This is a genomic window from Bradyrhizobium sp. CCBAU 11386, from assembly GCF_028128955.1.
In the GTDB taxonomy this organism is placed as follows: Bacteria; Pseudomonadota; Alphaproteobacteria; order Rhizobiales; family Xanthobacteraceae; genus Bradyrhizobium.
Genome location: NZ_LBKA01000228.1, coordinates 24,171 through 44,907, shown reverse-complemented (window position 1 = coordinate 44,907; position 20,737 = coordinate 24,171). Strand labels below are relative to the sequence as shown.

At 63.8% G+C, this 20,737-nt stretch carries 13 protein-coding genes, 1 tRNA gene and 2 pseudogenes; 7 read left to right on the top strand and 9 right to left on the bottom strand.

The features are described 5' to 3' along the window. Positions 1-104: 104 nt before the first annotated feature. A complete protein-coding gene (locus tag XI09_RS21480; RefSeq protein ID WP_271568618.1) occupies positions 105-2,741 on the bottom strand; it encodes a bifunctional diguanylate cyclase/phosphodiesterase in 2,637 nt (878 codons plus the stop codon). Between the two features lie 230 nt (positions 2,742-2,971). Here XI09_RS21480 and XI09_RS21475 point away from each other — a divergent pair, with 230 nt between their 5' ends. Continuing rightward, on the top strand, positions 2,972-3,775 hold the full coding sequence (locus XI09_RS21475) for a PstS family phosphate ABC transporter substrate-binding protein (protein ID WP_442869611.1): 804 nt from the start codon (positions 2,972-2,974) through the stop codon (positions 3,773-3,775). Between the two features lie 47 nt (positions 3,776-3,822). Here XI09_RS21475 and XI09_RS21470 read toward each other — a convergent pair whose 3' ends face one another. From XI09_RS21470 to XI09_RS21460, 3 genes and pseudogenes are all read right to left on the bottom strand, one after another. After that, entirely contained in the window at positions 3,823-4,833 is a 1,011-nt protein-coding gene (locus XI09_RS21470) for a 2Fe-2S iron-sulfur cluster-binding protein (RefSeq protein ID WP_271568616.1), read from the bottom strand. A 147-nt stretch (positions 4,834-4,980) separates the two neighbouring features. After that, positions 4,981-6,723 (bottom strand): ethylbenzene dehydrogenase-related protein, encoded by a 1,743-nt coding sequence (locus XI09_RS21465; protein WP_271568615.1) that lies wholly within the window; start codon positions 6,721-6,723, stop codon positions 4,981-4,983. Positions 6,724-6,963: 240 nt separating this feature from the next. Further along, positions 6,964-7,142: pseudogene (locus XI09_RS21460) on the bottom strand (transposase); the annotation flags it as partial. A 296-nt stretch (positions 7,143-7,438) separates the two neighbouring features. Here XI09_RS21460 and XI09_RS21455 point away from each other — a divergent pair. Further along, entirely contained in the window at positions 7,439-8,341 is a 903-nt protein-coding gene (locus tag XI09_RS21455; protein WP_271568614.1) for a hypothetical protein, read from the top strand. Between the two features lie 27 nt (positions 8,342-8,368). Further along, a tRNA-Arg gene (locus tag XI09_RS21450) sits at positions 8,369-8,445 on the top strand. Between the two features lie 71 nt (positions 8,446-8,516). On the opposite strand, the gene XI09_RS21445 is transcribed toward XI09_RS21450, so the two are convergent. The 3 genes from XI09_RS21445 to XI09_RS21435 all read right to left on the bottom strand — a co-directional run bounded on the left by XI09_RS21445 (position 8,517) and on the right by XI09_RS21435 (position 14,899). Then, positions 8,517-8,858 (bottom strand): hypothetical protein, encoded by a 342-nt coding sequence (locus XI09_RS21445; RefSeq protein WP_271568613.1) that lies wholly within the window; start codon positions 8,856-8,858, stop codon positions 8,517-8,519. 72 nt (positions 8,859-8,930) lie between these two features. Further along, positions 8,931-13,754, bottom strand: coding sequence for an NAD-glutamate dehydrogenase (locus XI09_RS21440; RefSeq protein ID WP_271568612.1), 4,824 nt, complete (start codon positions 13,752-13,754; stop codon positions 8,931-8,933). A gap of 389 nt (positions 13,755-14,143) precedes the next feature. Continuing rightward, positions 14,144-14,899 carry a molybdate ABC transporter substrate-binding protein gene (locus XI09_RS21435; protein ID WP_271568611.1) on the bottom strand — a complete coding sequence of 252 codons (756 nt, stop codon included), beginning with the start codon at positions 14,897-14,899 and terminating at the stop codon, positions 14,144-14,146. A 106-nt stretch (positions 14,900-15,005) separates the two neighbouring features. Between XI09_RS21435 and XI09_RS21430 the strand changes: the two genes are divergently transcribed. Then, a complete protein-coding gene (locus XI09_RS21430; protein WP_271568610.1) occupies positions 15,006-15,308 on the top strand; it encodes a helix-turn-helix domain-containing protein in 303 nt (100 codons plus the stop codon). Beyond that, complete coding sequence (locus tag XI09_RS21425) at positions 15,292-15,915, top strand: LysR substrate-binding domain-containing protein (RefSeq protein WP_271568609.1); 624 nt, start codon at positions 15,292-15,294, stop codon at positions 15,913-15,915. The genes XI09_RS21430 and XI09_RS21425 overlap by 17 nt, the downstream gene beginning before the upstream one ends. A 62-nt stretch (positions 15,916-15,977) precedes the next feature. On the opposite strand, the gene XI09_RS21420 is transcribed toward XI09_RS21425, so the two are convergent. Then, positions 15,978-18,272, bottom strand: a complete 2,295-nt coding sequence (locus XI09_RS21420) for an MHYT domain-containing protein (RefSeq protein WP_271568608.1) — start codon at positions 18,270-18,272, stop codon at positions 15,978-15,980. A gap of 178 nt (positions 18,273-18,450) precedes the next feature. Then, a complete protein-coding gene (locus XI09_RS21415; RefSeq protein WP_271568607.1) occupies positions 18,451-19,014 on the bottom strand; it encodes a TetR/AcrR family transcriptional regulator in 564 nt (187 codons plus the stop codon). A 116-nt stretch (positions 19,015-19,130) separates the two neighbouring features. Between XI09_RS21415 and XI09_RS21410 the strand changes: the two genes are divergently transcribed. Both XI09_RS21410 and XI09_RS21405 read left to right on the top strand, forming a co-directional pair. Continuing rightward, the gene (locus XI09_RS21410; protein ID WP_271568606.1) at positions 19,131-19,787 is read left to right on the top strand and encodes a glutathione S-transferase; all 657 of its coding nucleotides are present in this window, start codon (positions 19,131-19,133) and stop codon (positions 19,785-19,787) included. Between the two features lie 257 nt (positions 19,788-20,044). Continuing rightward, positions 20,045-20,730, top strand: a pseudogene (locus XI09_RS21405) (class I SAM-dependent methyltransferase). The last annotated feature ends 7 nt before the right edge of the window (positions 20,731-20,737 follow it).

Here is a 20,737-nt window from a genome sequence, read left to right as displayed (position 1 = left end):
AACCGCGAATTGTTGCAGAGCTCCGGTATGGATCGGTGCCTATTTGATCCCCGATGGCATCTAGGGTTGATGTCATCGACTCGGCCGGTGTCGTCGCCGTCGCCTCAGCGGATCATAGTCTTCCGCTCCGCTCCGTCTCGCCTGGGCACCACTTCGACCGCCGAAGCCAAAAGGGTCGGTTGGAGCAGGACGGCGAACTCTTCGAGCGGTAGCGGCGGAGAAAAAATATAACCTTGCGCCATGGTGGCGCCGTTTTCGGCCGCGAACCGAAGGTCTTCGGCCGTTTCAACGCCTTCTACGACCGTTTCGAACCCCAATTCGTCCGCAAGTCCGAGCGCCAGGCGAAGGATCGTCTGCTTTTCGCGGTCTCCCGCGACACCCGCCACGAGCGTGCGATCGAGCTTCACGGCGTCGAAGGGGAGCCTCGCCATCGTCGAAAGATTCGAATAGCCGGCTCCGAAATCGTCCATTGCGAAGCGTATGCCCAATTGCCTGAGCAGGCTTATTCTCTCGCGCACGACATCAGGATTGCGCATCGCGACCGACTCTGTGACCTCGATCTCGAGGTTTGGCGGCGGGAAGTCGGCCTTGCGAACGGTCGTGATGATATCCCTGATGAACAGCGGGTCTTCGATTTCCGTCGCCGCGACATTTACGGCGAGCACGAGGTTCGAGCCGGCCCGGATCAAGCCCCCGATTTCGGCGAGCGCGCGCCTGAGCACGAAGCGGTCGAGCTCCATGATGAGGCCGATCTCTTCCGCGATCTTGATGAAGCGCTGAGGAGGAATGTCGCCCTCCTTCGGGTGATGCCAGCGCGCCAGCGCCTCCACCCCCAGGATGCGGCCATCCATGCAGGACACCTTGGGCTGGTAATGGACGACGAGCTCTTCATTGCGGATCGCCAGGGCGAGGTCGGTTTCGAGCGCATGGCGGGCACGCGCGACCTCTGCGAGATCCGGAGTGAAGAACGCGTAGGTATTGCGTCCCGAGCTCTTCGCGACGTACATCGCAAGGTCGGCGCCGATCAGGAGATCGTCATAGGTTGTGCCGTGGGTGGGACAGATCGCAATGCCGATGCTGGCGCCGATGGTCGCATGGTTGCTCTGGAGCTTGAAGGAAACCTGCAGCGTCTCGATCATCTCGCGGGCACTGAGGCTCGCGGCCTCGACCGTCTTCACCCCAGCGATGATGGCGACGAACTCGTCGCCCCCGACCCGGGCGAGCAGACATTTGCCGGCAGCGCCCTTGGACGTCAGCAAATTGCTCAAGCGCTCGGCCACCATCCTGAGCAGCTCGTCGCCAGCCTTGTGCCCGAAAGTGTCGTTGATGGATTTGAAGCCATCCAGGTCGAGGAAGAACAGCGCTGCGCCCTCTTCCGCGTCGATCAGCGCCGGCGCATCGACGCGCATCTTCTCCCGATTGGGAAGGCGGCTCACCGTGTCGTAGAAAGCGAGCTGACGAATTCTTTGAGTGCTGGCCCGCAAATGCGTTAGCATTCGCTCGAATGCGAGGCCGAGGCCGCGGACCTCACCGATGCCCGTTGCGCGGAATTGAACGTCAAGATTGCCCCCCGCGATTTCCTGGGCGGTCTTGGCGAGCGCTGAAAGTCCTTTCGTGAGGTGCCTCACGGCGGCCAATAGCGCGACGACCAAGGCACCGAGCGCCAGCGCCGCGGATGCCAGGAACTGCCACATCAGCGAACGCGTATGGGATGCGCCGATCTGGAACATCTGATCGCGGGTCGTCGTCACCAGCGATGCGCTCGCGAACGTACACACCTTGAGCGTCGCCTCGTAATCGACACAGCGCGCGACGTAGTTGCCGTCATCCGAGCGCTGCAGCCCGGCCAAACGCGACCTGGCGCCGCTGAATCTCACCCCTTCAGGCCCCGCGGAAGATACGATCTCATTGTCACCCGTGATAATGACCACGCCGGCATTGGCTAGCGAAGTGAAGTTCTCGAGAGTTCGTTCCGTGCGGCCGAGCGGTCGGATGGCGGCAAGCGCGCCGATGAGGTCGCCGAAGTCGTCGAACACGGGCTCGATCGCGGTGTGCGCTATGGTGTGGCGCTCCGGCAGGTCGAGCGCTGACAATTCACGCAATTTGAGCTCATAGGTGCCTTCCTCACCCTGCGGGTGCGAGCGGCTATTGTCCTTGAGGATCGGGTTGAGATTGACAGAGAGAGCGGTATCCTCGAACGCCCAGTTCAGCGCGAGGAGGTCGAGGGGCGTGTTGGCGCCGATCACGCGACCGGTTTCGTCGAAGGCGATCAGCCTTTCGAAGCCGGAGGTCGAAGCAACGATGCTGAGCAGCTCGCGGATAGTCACATCGTTGTTCGAGGCGACCGCCTTGGCGACATCGGCGCGCTGAGCGATCTGACGCAGGCGAGATGCGGTTTCTGCGCCTAGGACCTCGATTCGCGCTCGCGCCAACTGCGCCTCGCCGTCGAGGCGATGAGCGAGCTGGTCTTCTGAGAGTTCACCCAGTGCCGCAGCCTGATGCCTCAGTTGCTGCTGCAGGCGTAGCGCCGTCAAGCCACCGATGAGGCCGAGCCCGAGGACGCCGGTCGCGAGCACGACGGCAACAAGGCGCATGGCAATAGACGAGGGGAAACCCGGAATCCCGGACGGAACGGCCCAACGACGCCAGCGGGGCGGCGCCCTCGATGCCTCTGCCAAGTCCGCGTCAGTCGCCACCACCGCCAGCACCCTGAGCTTACGGGGCCGGTCAATGTCGCTCATTGAGGCCCCTTCCAGGCGCCAACCTTAGGCGAGTGGAATACTCAAAATCGTCAATTTGATCGTCTATTTGTGGCCGGTTAATTAGCAAATGGTTATTCGAAACCATCGGATTTTGTGCTTTTTACTTTCTGTCCGCCACGCTGATGATTCCAAAAGGCACGGTATTGCGACAACAGATGGTTTAGGTTTCTTTGCCAGATTGCACACCTCGTCGTTCGAAGGGGTTTGCCATGGCATTTTCGAGGATAGCGGCGGCAATTTTGGGCCTTTGCCTTGCGGGGGTGAATGCCGCTGGCGCCGAAACACGCAGGCTCGACATCGTCGGGACCGGAGACGGCATCGATGTCCTGCGCGCCATCGCCGCGAGCTTCATGCAGCAGGAAGGGGCGGCACAGGTCGAGGTCCCGCCGAGCATCGGTTCTGGCGGAGGCATCGCGGCCGTGGGGTCCGGCAAGGCAATCTTAGGGCGCGTCGCGCGCCGCCTGACCGACGCCGAAGCGGCTTCCGGCATCGTCTACAAGGCGATCGCCCGCCTGCCCTCGGCTTTCATCGTCCATCCCGGCTGTGGAGTGAGTGCCGTCACGAGCGATCAGCTCGTTGCGATCTATTCGGGCCGCCTCGCGAATTGGAAGGAGCTGGGCGGCGCCGATATGCGCATCCGCGTCGTGCGGCGCGAGGACCAGGACAGCACTCTCACCGTGCTACGGGCCAGCATGCCCGGCTGGCATGATCTCGAGATCACCGAGAAATCGAAGACGGCAACGACCACACAGGAAGCGATCGAGACGGTTCGCGATGTTCAAGGCGCGATCGGCTTCGGTCCCTTCTCGCGGCCGTTGGAACAGGGGCTCACAGTGCTTCGCGTGGACGGCCACTACCCGACCGACGCGGATTATCCCTCGAGCGTGGTGCTGGCGCTAATCTATCTAAAAACGTTGCAGGATCCGGACGCCTTGGCCTTTCTACGCTTTGCCGATGCGCAGAAGGCGGCCGACGTCATCACCAGCCTCGGTAGTCTGCCCGTCAAGCCGTGAGCCGTCGGGGCTCGGCGGCCGCCGGCGCAGCTGAGCTCGGCATCGGCTCACAGACCGGGGCGATGTGGCTGCTCCCGGCTTCGCCATAGACGGGTGATCTTGTCCATCAGCGATGGGGTTTGAGAGCTCGGCAGGAAAGGATCGGCGTAGCACTGCGCATTGGCCGAGCGTGCCTTGTTCTTCACGATATCGACGAGACCAACGGGGCCGGCGACGTAGACCGTATCCTCCAGCCCGAGCAGGGGCAGGTAGTGCGATGGGCGCCCGGGCCTGATCGGCAGGGTAGATCCGACCTCCGTCGTCGCAATGACGTCGCGGACACCGTCGTCGATCAGCCACTGCAACGACGGAAGCATATAGAGGTTATCGACATCCCGGCTGCCGGCGACGACCGCGATCTCGCGGTTGCGCTGGGTCGAGCGCGCCGAGCGGGCCAGCGCCCAGATCGGGGCCCAGCCTGCTCCGCCGGCGACCAGCACTAGCGGCCCCTGGCCCTGTCGTAGATAGGCTTGTCCGAAGGGGCCTTGCACATGCGCCGCATGGCCGGGCCTGATGGCCTTGCCGACCTGCCCCGACACGGTGCCGTCAGGCAGGCGCCGGATGTGGAAGACGAGTTCGCTTTGCTTGAAGGAGCCATCGAGCCTGAAGGTCGGGCTGAACTCGCGCGCAGGATAGCCGGAAAACTTGACGCGCACATATTGGCCCGGCCGAAACTCGAGCGGCGCTGAGGTCGTCAGCACGACTTCGGCGATCTCTGGCGAGAGCTCGTTGATCTCGGTAACGGCGCACGCCCGCTTCATCGGTAGCGGCAATTCTTCGAATTCGATCTCCGCATCGCCTGCGACCGCGGCCTGGCAGGCGAGCACAGTGCGGCCATGGCCCGAGCCGCCGTCATCGACCGAGCCCGAAACGACCGTCACCCGACAGCTCTGACATTGTCCCGATCTGCAGTCGTGTGGAATGAGGATCGAGCCGCCGAGCGCGGCGTCGATCAGGCTTTCGCCGGCGCGGGCTTCGACGAGCTTGCCGTTGAGGACGAGCCGACAATGCCTCTTCATCGCGAGGCCTCTGGGCGCAGCGAATTTCTGCGAGCAGGCCGCTGCTCGCCGCGCCAGAATGCGATGCGCGGATGAAGGCGAAGCCATGCTTCAGCGCAGCCGCGCCGCAGTGGCCTCCGGTCGAGCACGTCGCCCCCCATGAGACGCCTAGTTCTGCGTGACGACACGCACCGGGCGGTTATGGGTCGCATGCCGCGTCTGTGCATGGTCAAAGACAGCGACCCACATGTAGAGATCGCGGGCTGGCACGAAGGCTTTGTCATATCTGCCATCGCTTTTCATGTTGCGCGTCAGCTCGAGCGTCCAATGTCCATTGCTCCATTTTGCAACACCGGTGACATTGGCCCGCTCTCCTTCGTAGTCGCCGGCAATAATCACGCCGGGCAGGATCGTGCCAATGGGAATCCTCGCGTCGGCCTGTGGAGTGAAGGGTTCGCTCTCCCAGTCGAACATGTACCAGCGGCCGTTCTCGTCGTCGCTGCTGTTGGGATCAAGATCGAATTTGCTGAGGGCTGCGACCTGCGCCTTCCAGTCCTTGGGAAGCCGCAGAACCGTGACGGGCCCTTTGTCGTTCCTGTGGATGAACTTGAAGTTATACGAATAAAAAGCGCGGCCAGGCTTGTTCCAATAGCCGCCCTGGTAGCGGGCATCGTAATTCTGCTCGTCCAAGGTCGGGGCGTAGGGCGGGCCGATATATTGGCTGTCGACACGCCCGAGCATGCCCCCGCGCGACGCCTTCCACTGCCACATGTCTATGTAGCTGCCATCCGTCGTGAAGTGGAAGCCCCGGCCGTTGATCGGCATCGGTTTGCCGGGCAGCGGGTTGGCGCCGAGATCCGTCGCGCCTGCGCCGCCGAGCGATGGATTATCCGAGAAAATGACCGACAGTTTATCCTCGTAGAAGTCGACGGCGTCTTGCAGGCCCGCACGCTCGTCGAGGACGTGCCAGCCATCCTCTTTCTTGATGATCGGAATGCGGCGCAGGGAGCGCGTGGGATCTTCCCAGCGGAAGGCGAAATAGATCTTCTGCCCGTCGTGCAGGGCGCGCGCCTCCACGAGCGATTCGCCCGATCCGCCGAGATTGGCACCCTGCTGCGTGCGGATGAAGACGGGGCGCGCGCGCGACCAGGCGGGATCGCCCATGGCGCCGTCCAGCTTGGGCGCGTCGCTCACCCGCGCGACGACGAGCGTATCGCGCGTCGCCCAGTCGAGCCCGGCGACGCCGCACGCGACTGCCACCCCGATTGCAGCGGCGACGAGAAGAGGCCTCGGCCGCAGGGCCTTCGTGATCGCGAGCGGCGCCGGCCGAAACACGCGGAAAATCTGCAGCCAGCCGCCATAGAGATAATGCGCGGCGACATGCGCGAAGATATAGACGAGCGCAACATAGGCGGCGGTCGAGTGGAGATAAGCCCACCAGCCGCCATAGCCGAGATACATCATGACGCCCGTCGCCGTGAGGAAGATCACGAGCGCATAGACGAACCAGTGCAGGATGACGTTGACGGCTCCCCACTTGAGGCGAGCCGGAGCGCGCATCGCGAGGATCCGCGTCTTCTTGGGGCTGTTGCGCTCGACGAGGCCGCTGCGCGCGAGGTAGGCGACGTAGGCCGACCCGCAGAAGAAGACGGCGAGTCCCGCGAGGAAATGCCAGGAAAAGATCTCGCCCTGCGGCAGGACCGGAGTGAGCCATTTCGAGAAGGGGGCGCTCAACGCGTCCGCTGCGATGCGTATGCCGGTAACGAGGCTTACGACGAACGCGAGCGCGGTCGCCCAATGGAGCGTTATCGTCCCGACATCCGTGCGTGGCGGGCTTTCGTGAGTCTTTGTTTGAGCGAGGCTTCTCTCGGTCAAGGCGTCGGCGTTCGTTCGAGCGGTGACATTGTTCATTGCATAAAGCTTACCTACGGTGAACCGGCAGAGCTAGAGCGTCCGCTTTTCGCTTCTCCCGGAAAAGCGGACAGCTGCGAACAAGCTACCTCCGCGATATCATAAGCAAGTTATCAAGTCTGGCGAGATCGCTCGTTTCGCGACAATTCGTCCCCGGTCGGCCGTCCTTTGGACATTCGAGAAGGCGCGAGCATCACGAGGTTTCCGTGGGATTTCTGGTGGGCAGTTTTGCTCCCCCTTGGTGACACCCTGCTGGTCGAAGGCGATCAGGCGGCTGTTGGCGATGGCAACGCGGTGGGTGTAGAGCGACAGATAGGCGGGCATGGCCTCGGGCCAGCCGAACGGCCGCGTTGCGTAGACGACCCACTCCGCTTGCGCAGTGGCGCCAGAAGGGCTGCGAAGCATTGGGGATTTGGCAAGATGGGCGTGGTCGCCGAAGAAGCTAAGGCGGCGGGCAACGATCATTATCCCAGTCAATGCGGTCGGCCAAGGAGCCGCCCTTGGGGCATATGTCAGCCTCGAAGTCTGGTTTCTAACCCAGGTTAGCTCTAAACCACGCCCGTCATAAACTCGGCGGAAACCGTTGGGGGGGCGTAGGTAAGCCTTCAGTGAGTCGATCCTCCCCAGTAGCTTGAATTTATATAACAATTTCAACTATATATGAGTTCGCGGTTTTGTTCTGAATGGCGCGCCATTTGCGGTGGTAAGTTGTCCAATGCGTACTATCGATCGTCTGTTCTCCTGCCTCGTCCTGTTCCTTGCAATCGCAGCCGTCCCGGTCCTTCCCGTGCGCGCGGCCGAAACCTGCCCGTTCATCAGCGCCCAGGAACTCGCCAGTGCGATGCCGGCGCTCAAATGGTCACTGATTTCAAATCAGGACGGCCGCGGCTGCATCTACCAGGGCGGGCGCGGCGACACGATGATGTTGACCGTGTTCCGCAATCCCGACAAGGACCGCGCCAGGGAATTGTACGCGACCTTCGTCAAGACGCTCGGCGAGCGCATGCCGCTGAACGCAGTGTCCGGGATCGGCGACGAAGGCCAGGGCGGAACGAGCGCCGCCGGCGCGCAGCGCCAGGAAGCCTCGGTCGTCGCCTTGTCCGGTGATTACATCCTGCAGATCAGCGTCTATCCGATCGGCCGGCGTGCCGACGATGCGCTGCTCGGACCGATCACCGAAGCCGCGCGCGTTGCCATCGGCAATGTGAGCAAGAGCAGCGAGCGCTTCGGCAATTGCGAGTGGCTCACGGCCGCGGATGCCGACGGCTTTCTCGACAAGAGCACGCTGACGGTTCAGCGGACCGGCGCGGGCAGCTGCATGATGTTCGATCGCGAGGCCAACACCATGACCGTCGCGGTGATCGCGATCTCGCGCGACACCGTCGTCAGCATGATGAAGCGCACGGGCCCGTGCCAACACGTGGCGATACCCGAGCTCGGCAGCGAAGCGTTCGGCGAGCATTCCTGCACCAAGGGCAACGGCAACGCCGTCAACATCTATGTCTGGAAGAACGGCAGGCAGGCTTCGATCCTGTTCGCGCCGGTCAAGCCGCATCCTGAGTCCGGCTCGGTCGAGCGCCTGAAGGCGGTCGCCGGGCGAGTCTATGGAAAACTGTAACGGCGCCGCGTGACAGCGCCGGTGCACGCGCCCGTGGCTCGGCTGGATAGAGCGTTAGACTGCGAATCCGAGGGGCGGACGTTCGAATCGTTCCGGGCGCGCCATTCTTGGGCCATTCGTTGCCAGCTAGGCTGTCTCCACCAGCCTTCCGGCGTCTCTGCAAACGCGGAATTGCTCAGGGCTGACCGCGGCTTCGGATCGGAATTCTTGCCGCAACGTCTGGCCGGTTTTTCTCGAGCCAGGCTATTGCCTCCGGTCCATCGACGAGACACGCGAAGGTTTCCCAGGCTGGATCCTCGATTGTGTCGGGTTGCAGGCGCTTCGCCGCATACTCAACGAGGTCGTGCAGGCCTTCATATCCTCGTCGGCCCTCGAGCGAGTCCGCAATCGCCGTGCTGGCCCAGCCTCGTTGAGCCAGATCGACAATGCTCGGAGCGTTCGCCTCGCTGAACCAGGGTGTGGCATCGAACTCGAGGCAGCGGATGTTATCGGCGGTATGGCAAGTCGCGTGGATCATCGGGTCCCTCCGTTCACCGGCTAACAACCCTGCCCCTGACATTGCAGACTCGCCAGCGCTGCCGCGCGCCCGTCAGCCCTTGACAAGGTCCCCCAGCAAGTTCGCGGCCACCATGAGCTTGGCGAGCGTCAGGCCGCCAGCGGCAATCTCCTCGACCGCGCGGCGCAGGCGCGTGGCTTCGGGGTGAGCAGCAAGCCAGGTCTCCACAGCCTGCTGACCGGATTGGCCGGTTGCCAGCATATCCGCGGTCAGGCGTCTTTCGGCTGCCGCGATCAGTTCGACGGCGCGGTCGATGGCCAGGCGTTCGAAATGATCGCTGGCCGGCACGCTGCGCGCGGCGGCGATGATGCGGTCGAGACGGAAATTGGCGTCGGCGGCAAAGAACGTCGCAGTGGCATCGCGGATGCTGCGGCTGGTGCGCTCGGCGACCGTCACGATATCAGGCGCAGAGACCAGGGCGTCGAGGTCCGCCAATTCGCCGGCGAGGCCGGTCGGGACGCCGGCATCGGTCAGCTCCTGCCGGCGCTTGCCGCGCGCGGCTTGCAGGTCCGGCGGCAGGGCGTCGTCGAGAGAGGCTGCGATCTCGCGGACGGCAGGGCCAAACCGGGCGTTGATCGCGCTCAGCCCATCCTTGAAATCGACATTGCGCACATACCAGACCATGCGGGAGAGCAGGAGATCCTGGATCGTCGCGTAGAGGCTGAGCTGCAACTGTCCGTCGATACGTGTGTCGAGCGCGTCGATCGCGTCATTGAGTCGCCTGAGCTCGTAGATCGCGTCCACCGCCACCTGCGCCATGACGATGGTCGAGATGTCGGCGTCGGTCTCGTCGGTCAGGCGCACGATGCAGGCCGGGCCCCCGCGGTTGATCACGGCATTGACGAGACTGGTCGCGATGATCTCGCGTCGGAGGCGATGGTGCTCGACTGCGGTCGGGAATTTGTCGAGAACCTCGCGCGGAAAATACAGGGACAGTCTGCGGGCGAGATAAGGATCATCCGGCACGCCGGTGAGGAGCAGGTCTTCGTAGAGTGTCAGCTTGGCGTAGGCGAGCAATACGGCAAGCTCCGGCCGTGTCAGGGCCTGGCCGCGCCTCGTGCGCTCGGTGATGGCGGCGTCGTCGGGCAGGAATTCCACGGCACGGCTGAGCAGGCCGCGCTGCTCGAGCGACTGCATCAGGCGGGTGAGGAAGCCGGTCTCGGCCACGCCCTTGCGTTCGGCAAGCGAGAGCGCCAGCGTCTGCAGGTAGTTGTTGCGCAGCACCAGCGTGCCGACTTCGTCGGTCATCGCCGCGAGCAGGGTGTTGCGGTCAGCCGGGCTGAGGCGTCCCTCGCGCTCGGGGCGCGCCAATGCAATCTTGATGTTGACCTCGACGTCGGAGGTATTCACGCCGGCCGAATTGTCGATCGCGTCGGTGTTGAGCTTGACGCCCGCCTGCGCCGCTTCGATGCGGCCGCGCTGGGTGACGCCGAGATTGGCGCCTTCGCCGATCACCCTGGCGCGAACCTCGGTCCCGGTGATGCGGATCGGATCATTGGCGCGGTCGCCGGCCTGATCGTCGCTCTCCGCCGACGCCCGGATGTAGGTGCCGATGCCGCCGAACCACAGCAAGTCCGCGCGCGCCTTCAGGATCGCCGTCATCACCTCGAACGGCGTTGCCTGCTCCTTGTCGAGATCGAGCAGGGTGCGCACTTCCGGTGCTAGCGGTATAGCCTTGAGCGAGCGCGAGAACACGCCGCCGCCCGGCGAGATCAGCGATTTGTTGTAGTCCTGCCAGCTCGATCGCGGCAGGTCGAACAGGCGCTTGCGTTCGGCGAAGCTGATCGAGGGATCAGGCGAGGGATCGATGAAGATGTCGCGGTGATCGAATGCCGCGACGAGCTTCGTCGCCGGCGAGAGCAGCATGCCGTTGCCGAAGACGTCGCCGGACATGTCGCCGACGCCGACCACGGTGAAAGGCATGGTTTGAATGTCGGTGCCGAGCTCGCGGAAGTGGCGCTTGACCGCCTCCCAGGCGCCGCGCGCCGTGATCCCCATCTTCTTGTGGTCGTAGCCTTGGCTGCCGCCGGAGGCAAAGGCATCGCCGAGCCAATGGTGCTTCTCGGCCGAAATCGCATTGGCGACGTCGGAGAAGGTGGCGGTGCCCTTGTCGGCGGCAACGACGAGGTACGGGTCGTCGCCGTCGTGCCGCACGGTCAAGCCCGGCGGGATCACGATGTCGCCGTCGAGATTGTCGGTGAGTTCGAGCAGCGAGCGCACGAAGATGCGATAGGCCTCGGTGCCCTCCGCGAGCCACGCCTCGCGATCGGAGGGCGCCGGCAGGCGCTTGGGCACGAAGCCGCCCTTGGCGCCGACCGGCACGATCACGGCGTTCTTGACTTGCTGCGCTTTCACGAGGCCGAGGATCTCGGTGCGGAAATCCTGCGGCCGATCGGACCAGCGCAAGCCACCGCGCGCAACCTTACCGAAGCGCAGGTGAATGCCTTCGACACGCGGTGAATAGACGAAAATCTCGTAGAGCGGTCGGGGAGGGGGCAGATCCTCGATCTTGCGCGCGTCGAACTTGAAGGAGATCACCGGGCGCGGATGTCCGTCCGGGCCGACCTGCCACAAATTGGTGCGGATGGTCGACTGCACCAGATTGGTGAAACGGCGCAGGATGCGGTCTTCATCGAGCGAGGAGACGGATTTGAGCTGCTCCTCGATCTCGGCAAGGAGAGTTATCTCGCGCGCCAAACGCTCGCGATCGGTCAGGACGAGGCGCGGATCGCGGCGGGCCTGGAACAGCGCGACGAGGTTGGCCGTGATCGCGGCGTTCTTGCGCAAGGTCTCCCACATATAGTCCTGGGTGAACGGAGCGCGGATCTGGTGCAAATAGCGCGACAGCGCCCGGATGGTCGAGATTTCCCGCCAGCCCAGGGCCGTGCGCAGGATCAAGGCATTGTACCCGTCGGATTCGGCGCGATCGGTGACCACCGCCATGATCGAGGCCTCCAGGCGATGGCTGAAGTCCCGGCTGATCTCGATCGGCTGGCCGTCGCTGGTCTCGATCGTCATGTCGTGCAGCCAGACCGGCTCGGGCCTGTTGCCGGGCACGATCTGATAGGTGCGTTCGTTGACCACGCGCAGGCCGTGATTTTCGATCACCGGCACGCGATAGGACAGCGATAGCGGCGCGGCGTCCGAAAACACCTTCAGGCCGAAGCGCCTGGGATCGTCCTGCTCGAAGCGGTGAACCGAAATTGTCACCGGGCGGGCTGGCGTGAGCTTCTCGATGGTGGCGATATCGGCGATCGCCTGTTCTGCCGTGGAAGCCTCGGTATAGCCGCCGCCGAAGGCCTGAGCGTAGCGATTTGCGAGCATGCGCGCCCGCATACCGTCGGTCGACGCAGCCAGCGCGGCCTTCAGCTTGTCGGCCCAGGTCGCGGCAATGGCGCTGATCCCGGCTTCCAGCGTGGCGCGCTCGACGGCGGGGGTCTTACCTTCATAGCGTCCGATGATGTAGTGGACGCGCGCCAATGCTCCTTCGGGGAAGGACACGTAGGAGGCCGACAGTGTCCCCTTGTAGCTCTGCGACAGGAAGGCGCCGACGCGCGTTCGCACGTCGGTGTCGTATTTGTCGCGCGGAATGAAGACGAGGATGGAAACGAAGCGATCGAACTTGTCGACCCGCGCCAGCGCCCGGACGCGGGGCCTCTCATAGAGGATCAGGATCTCCATGACGAAATCGAAAAGGGTATCGACGTCTACCTGGAAGAGTTCGTCGCGCGGATATTCCTCGAGAATATGCTGGAGAGCCTTGCCGGAATGGCTGTTCGGGTCGAAGCCGGCGCGCTGCAGCACCCGCGATACCTTGTGGCGAACATGGGGGATCTGTCGTGCCGAGCGCGTGTAGGCGCCCGAGGTGAACAGGCCGACGACTCGCAATTCACCCTCGAGCCGGCCGTCGGGCGCATAGAGCTTGATGCCGACATAATCCATCCGGATGCGGCGATGAACGCGGCTGCTCACATTGGCCTTGATGACGATCAGCAGGGTCGGCTCGCGCATGAACTCGCGAATTTCCGGCGTCATCACCACCATTTCGTTGCCGCGGCGCAGGACCTTCGCATCGGGATCGCGGAGGATGCCGAGGCCCTCAGCGGTCGTGATGTCGTCCGACGCATCGCGGCCGGGCGAGAAGCGATATTCGCGCACGCCGAGAAAGGTGAAATTGTCCGCGCACAGCCATTGCAGGAACTGGTTGGCCTCGGCGACCTCGTCGATCGGCAGCGGCGGCGGATTGGACGAGAACGTCTTGACCGCGTCCTCGACGCGGTCGCGCATGGCGCGCCAGTCCGCGACGCAGGCGCGCACGTCGCTCAACGTCCTGGTGAGGCCGTCAATCAGCCTCTCGCGGTCTGCGTCCGCGTCGAGGCGGGTGATGTGGAGGTGAATCAGGCTCTCTCGCGCGCCCTTTGCCCCTTCCGGCAGTGCCTCGCCGTAGAAGCGCAGGAGCTTGCCCTGGTCATCACGCTCCGCCGCGATGATGGGGTGAGCGACGAGGGTGACTTCGATGCCCTGCTCGGCGATTTCAGCCATGGTGGAATCGAACAGGAAGGGCATGTTGTCGTTGAGGATTTCGAGCACGGAGATCTCGCGCCCGTCCGGCATTAGCGGATTGACGACGCGGATATCGGCACGCCCCGCCGTGCGCCGCTGCACATGCTCCCAGGCTTGCTCCGCCAGAAAGGCAAGCGAGGAGGCATCGTGACTAGCGAGATCCTCGACATTGGTGAAGGCGAACAGAAGCTCGGCAAAGCTTCGGGGGGCCTTGCCCGGCTGCACGCTTCCGGCTGCCTCGCGGATCAGAGTTGCCCGGGCCTTGTCGTCGCGCCATGCCATTGCGTCCTCCATATCCCGGCCGACGAACCGCAAATGCGGTCAGGCGTTGTTTTTGGAGTGCGTCTCTTCGCGCGCCATCGTCTCGACCGTATTTCAATCGCTTCGGTCTTGCGGCCTTCACGATACTAGCATCCCGAAGCCGCCATGGCGCGCAGAGTTATGAGGCGTGCTTAAGGCCGAAGTCGGCGGGGGAGGATCGCAGCGCCGTGAGCACTCGCAAAATCACAAGGAGTTTCAATTGTGTAGGAGTTCGTCGTTTTGTTCCGGATGGCGCGCCATTTCGGTACAAATTGACAAGCCGAAACCCGCCGTTTTTGCGATTGTGGCGGACACCTGCCTGCGGCGATCTTGGTGATCGCAATCAAATAGAATGGAGCTCGCCGGTCGCCAATCGCGCGGCCTCACGGCGCTGGCCGCTGCAGCCCGTTGGCAATGAAGGCAGCAGTAGCGTCGGCCGAGTTCAAATATTGGACGAAAGCGTTGGCGGGCGCGGAGTTCTCAGCCGCGGCAGAAACCACCGCGGTATAAGTGGTGACGTTCTGCAGAGGCGATGGCAGCACGCCTGCAAATTCCACCGCTTGAACGGTGACGATGTTGGGTACGGTGATGACGGTCAGATCGGCATCGCCGCGCGCCACGGCTTCGACCGGATTTCCGCTGACCGTCTTGAGCTTCGTCTGCATCTGCGGGCCGATGCCGAGACGATCGATCAAGCTGAGGAAGTATTTTCCACTGGCGCTGTCCGCGCCGTAGGCAGCGGAGTTGGTCGACAACAAGGATCGTCGCAGCGCATCGGGTGAGCTGATGTCGGGTCTCGGGAGCCCCTTGCGGACGGCGACGCCGACCAGGGCGACAGCGAGATCGGTTCGGGAGGCGCGCGCGGCCTTTCCCTCCTTGATGAGGTCGTCGACCGCAGCGGGCAACAGCAGAGCGACGTCGAATGCAGCGCCGCCATCGATCTCACGCTTCAGCGCAGCGACGGCTGCGTAAGTGACCTTGAGCGTGTGCCGGGTCGATCCCTCGAACTTCGGGCCAAGATGATCCAATACGGGCTTCAAGGACGGCGTACTGAACACGACGATCTCATCGGCCGCTGCAGGTGACGGACCAAGGTAAGCCGCGCTGACGACGAGTGCGGCTACGATCGATTTCATCATGGCTCTTCCAATCCCCTGCCTTGCATTTGCGCTGGAGGTTAGCAAGGCGCAGGCGTAGCCTGAAGCTCTCATTTGTCACTGATGTGTAGCAGTATAGGTACGTCGGATGAACTGGCCGGATCGCATTGGGCAGCGCTTGTCGCCGCGCGATTTACACGTATTCCTCGTTGTCGCCGCAGAGCTCAACATGGCGAAAGCCGCGCAGCGTTTGTCGGTTTCACGCCCCGTCGTCTCGCGCACCATCGCGGGTCTCGAGCGCACGCTTGGCGTGCCATTGTTCGACCGGCTTTCCCGCGGCAGCGAGCTTACCGGATACGGGGTTGCCCTTTCGAAGCATGCCGCTGCCGTGTTCGACGAACTGCGCCGCAGCGTCGAAGCCGGGCACCGGCGAGGTGCGCATCGCGGCTAGCGAGATCTGGGCGGCGGGTCTCGTCCCCGCAGCAATCGAGCGTGTAGCGCAGCGGCATCCCCACCTGCAATTCCATGTCGAGGCCATCACGCCGTCCACGCTGCAGGCTTATCTCCGCGAGCGGCGGGGCGAGCTGGCCGTCACCCGGCTCATCCGCGGCACGCCGGAGTCCGATATCGAAGTCGAGGACCTCTACCACGAGCGGCTTGTCGTCGTGGCGGGCGCTGGAAACCCTTGGATCGCCCGTCGCAATCTGCGACTGCGCCAGTTGATCGACGAGCCTTGGATCATCTCGCCGTTCGAGCTCGACGAAAGCTCGCCCCTCATGAAGGCATGCGCCGCCGAAGGCCTCTCGCCACCCACGAACCGGATTCTTAGCAATTCCTTCAATCTCCGAGCGGGCCTGCTGCTTGGCGGTCGCTTCCTGACTCTCGTTCCTGGCTCCGTGCTTGCGTTCCAACCCTGGTGTGCCCTCCTGAAACCACTTCGGGTCGAGCTGCCGAGGTGGGAGTTCCCGACTGCCGTCTTCAAACTGAAGGACCGAACCTTGAGTGCCGGCACGGAGGCGTTTCTGAGCGCCCTTCGCCTGGAGGCCAAGCGGTTCTGAAAATGGCGGAATCAAACCTGCACGCCGTCATCGGCAATGGCGCGCCGTTCATCATCAGGCATTCATGCGCTCTTCGGCCGAAACGCGACGACGGATCCGGCCGGCTCTTCCTCGCCCATCGCCGCCTCGATCGCCTTCGCAAGCGCGGCCTGGTCGAACGGCTTTGCCAGGCGCGGCAGGCTGGATCGCGCGTCGCTCGGGAGGTCCGCGTATCCCGTGCTGAGGAGGATGACCGTCTCCGGGCGCTCCGCAGCGATGGCGCCGGCAAGCTGCAGGCCGGTCATGCCGGGCATGGCATAGTCGGTCACGACCAGGTCGACGGTGCGCGTGCGGCGGAGCAAAGCCAGAGCCTCATCGCCCGAGAGCGCCTCGACCACGATGTGCCCGAGATCCTCAAGCATCGCTGCCGTGTTCTCGAGCACCAGGAGGTCGTCGTCGACGACGAGCACGGAAAGCTGCCGGCTGGCCCGGGCTACGGGTGCCGGAGCCGCCGTGCGCGGGTCTGGCACCGCGGTCGCCTCGGCGATCGGCAGCCAGATGTCGGCCGTCGTGCCCTCTCCGGGACGGCTCTTCAAGACGAGCCTGCCGCCGGACTGCTCGGCAAGTCCATGGACCATCGACAGGCCGAGCCCGGTGCCTTTGCCGACGCCCTTGGTCGTGAAGAACGGCTCCTGGGCGTGCTTGAGAATCTCCTCGCTCATGCCGCAGCCCGTGTCGCTGACCGAGAGCACGACATAACCGCTGCTCGAATGGCCGCCTTCGCCCTGCTCCTCGTGCGCGGCGATGGTGATCAGGCCGCCATCCGGCATCGCATCGCGCGCGTTGACCGCGAGGTTGAGGATCGCCAATTCGAGCTGGTTGGCGTCGACCTTCACCTTCGGCAGATGCATCGGGAACCGGGTCTCGACACCAATTCCGGCCTCGAATTTCAGCAATGACGCCATGCCGCGCACCAGCTCGCCGACATCGACGACCGCCGGCTTGAGGTGCTGCTTACGCGCGAAAGCGAGCATGCGCTGGGTCAGCGAGGCGCCCCGCGCCGCGCCTTGCATCGCGTTCTCCAACAGGCGCTGGATCTTCGGATCGCCCGTCGGCAGGCGCTTCTTCAAGAGCTCGAGGCTGCCGAGAACGGCCGCCAGCAGGTTGTTGAAGTCGTGGGCCACGCCGCCGGTGAGCTGGCCGATGGTCTCCATCTTCTGCGACATCATCAGTGCTTCGCGCGCGCGATCCAGCGCTTCCTGCGCCCGTCTCCGTTCGCTGACGTCGCGCACGATCTTGGCAAAGCCGGCGATTGCGCCGCTTTCGTTCCGGACCGCGACGATCGTTGCCTCCGCCCAGAAGCGGCTGCCGTCCTTGCGCACCCGCCAGCCTTCGATGGCGGACTTCCCCTCCCGCTCGGCTTCAACGAGCGCGCGCGCGGGCGTCTCGGCGGCGCAATCTTCCTCGGTGTGAAAAATGGCGTAGCTCGTCCCGACGATGTCGTCGCCATAGCCCATCAGCCGGCGCGCGCCGAGATTCCAGTTGCCCACGCGCCCGTCCGGATCGAGCATGAAGATCGCGTGGTCGACGATACCTTCGACGAGCAGCCGAAAGCGTTCTTCGCTGCGCCTCAGTGCGTCGGCCTCGCGTTGGGCCCGCTCCGCCGATACCCTGTCATAGACGGCCGCCGCGATCCCGATGCTCAGGATGATGATGGTGATGCCGGCGAGCAGGAACGCGAGCGGCGCCTGACCGACGCCGAGATGTCCTGCCTGCCGGGCCATGGTGCTCGTCGGCACGAACATGGCGCCTTCCATCGCGGCGTAATGCATGCCGGAGATCGCAAGGCCCATCACCAGGCCCGCGAACAGCCGCTGGACCGCGTTGGTGTTGCGAAAGGCGAGCCAGAGCGCCACGATCGAGGCGCTGATCGCGATCAGGATCGAGAGCACGACCCAGCGGGGATCATATTGTAGGAGGGCCGCCATCCGCATCGCGGCCATGCCGGTATAGTGCATGCCGGAGATGCCAAGTCCCATCGCGAAGCCGGATGCGAGCAGCGCCTGCGGGCGGCGTCCGACAACGGCAAAGGCGGCAGCGGCGACGGCAATCGGAATGGCCAGCGAGAGCAGAGTCAGGAATGGATCGTACGAGATCTCGATTCCAGGCAGGCTGAAGGCCAGCATGCCGACGAAATGCATCGACCAGATGCCGCCGCCCATGGCGATCGCCGCGGCGACCAGCCAGGATCGGCGGGCCCTTCCCGAAGCTGCTCGCATCCGGGTCGCCAGGTCCAACGCCGTATAGGAGGCGAGGGCCGCGATCAGAATCGATAACGCGACCAGAACTGGATCGTGAAAAGCCGCATGGTGATGCATTTCGGCCAACACTAGCCGGGCTTGCGTTCGGGTTTACGCATGAAGTCCTCCCCCGACACCGAGATCGTCCGCGGCACCAAGGCGTCCACGAAGTTCGAATCGGCCGTTATGGTGCACGCAATCATGCGTTGCCGCCACTCTCATGGTGTCATCGGGGCGATCCCGCGGGAACCATCCGTCATGCCGGCAGCAGACCGGCCGCGCGGTAGCTGTCGATCAAGGCGTCGTAGAGCGAGAGATCCGACCGGCTTCGCGCAAGGAGCTGGGCACCGGCGATGGCGGCGAAGATCGCTCGTGCGCGCCGTTCGCACTCCCCGGTGCCGGCCGGCGCCGCAGCGGACAGAACCTTGCTCAGCCAGGCGACATTCACGTCGGCAAAGGCCTGCACCTCCCGCTTCACCGCGTCCGGCAGGTCGTCATGCTCGGCGGCCATGAAGCTGCACAGGCACATGCGGTTGCCGTTCTCGAGCGCCTTGCGGAACACGTCGGGATAGCGGTGCAGGCAGCGCAGGGGATCCGGGGTTTCGGCCAGCATGGCGTCGAGCGCCGTCGCGGTGTCCTCCCAGTAGCGTCTGGCGACTGCTGCGCCGAGATCGGCCTTGCTGGGGAAATGATAGTGGATGCTGGCGGCCTTGATGCCGACTTCAGCGGCGAGATCGCGGAAGTTCAGGCCGCCATAGCCGTGCGCCTGTGCGGTGCGTCTGGCGGCCGCCATGATGGCTTCCCGCGCGCTGGAACTCATGTCGGCGCCTCACCGCTTCGTTATCTACCAAGTGACAGATAGGCTTTGACTGCCAGGTTTTGAAGGCTATAGTTGCCTACCAAGTGGCAGGTAGATGGAAACGAAGAGGTTCAGCGATGAAGATTCACGATTGGGCCACCGGCCCTTACCCGGCCCGCGTCCGCATCGCCATCGCCGAGAAGAATCTGCAGCCGCGCGTCACATTCGTGTCGGTCAACCTGCGCAAGGGCGAGCACAAGAAACCCGAGTTCCTCGCCAAGAACTACTCGGGCACGCTGCCGGTGCTCGAGCTCGACGACGGCACCTTCATCGGCGAATGCACCGCCATCACCGAATATCTCGACTTGCTCGACGGCGCGCCCGTGCTCACCGGCAGGACGCCCCGCGAGAAGGGCGTGATCCACATGATGAACAAGCGCGCCGAGCTGGAGCTGCTCGACGCGATCAGTGTGTACTTTCATCACGCAACGCCCGGGCTTGGGCCCGAGGTCGAGGTCTATCAGAACGCCGAGTGGGGCCTGCGTCAGCGCGACAAGGCCTTCAGAGGCATGCACTACTTCGACGGCATTCTGAAACAGCAGCCATTCGTCGCCGGCGAGGCCTTCTCGATGGCCGACATCGCGGTCATCGGCGGCTTGATCTTTGCGGAGCTCCTGAAGCTGCCGGTGCCTGCGGAGTGCGAGGCTCTTCGAGCCTGGTATGCCCGGATGCAGGAGCGCCCCAGCGTCAAGAACCGGGTGACGATGTCGGAGCCGGCCGAAGCGTCCGCCTGACATCAGCGCCGCGCCAACGCGAAGGCCTGTCGAAGCAGGTTGATCCGACTTGTCCCATCGATGACGCTCTCGGTCGGTGAGGCGGAGCAATCCTCCGATGCTTGACGGCTGACGTCGGTCGTGCGCGTCGGCACGTTGTTGTTGGCGTCGCCGCACGATCATTGATCTGAAACAATGACGACCTTCAGCACAAATGCTAGGGGGAGTCGCAGGTCACGACGCTGGGCTCCCCAGGCCGGTCGAGACAATCTCAGCGCGTGTTGGAATCCGAGGGCTCAATGGGACGACTACTGAATATTGTGACGCCACTGCATACCGCGACCAAGCGCGACTACATGGGCCGCATGAACGACGACAAGATCGGCTGCTCGCTGAAGGCGCGGGAATACGAGGCCGATTACTGGGATGGCGATCGTCGCTTCGGCTATGGCGGCTACCGCTTCATCGAGGGGCGCTGGGCGCCGGTCGCCAAGGCGCTGATCGAGCCTATGGCCTGAAGGATGGCTCCAGCGTACTCGACGTCGGCTGCGGCAAGGGCTTCCTGCTGTACGAGATGCAAAAGATCCTGCCGGGCTTGAAGGTCGTCGGCTTCGATATCTCCAAGCACGGTCTTGCGAATTCCCACGAGCAGGTGAGGCCGTATTTGTTCAATTATCGCGCCCAGGATGTCTATCCCTATGGCGACGACAGTTTCGACCTCGTCATCTCGCTCGGCACGCTGCACAATCTCAGGCTCTATGAGCTCGATGCGGCGCTCAAGGAGATCGAGCGGGTCGGGAAGAACAAATACGTCATGGTCGAGGGCTACCGGAACGTTGCCGAGCTGCACAACCTCGAATGCTGGGCGCTGACGGCGGAGTCCATCCTGCACACATCGGAATGGATCTGGCTCTACGGAAAGCTCGGCTACACCGGCGATTACGAATTCATCTATTTCGAGTGACCGGGCG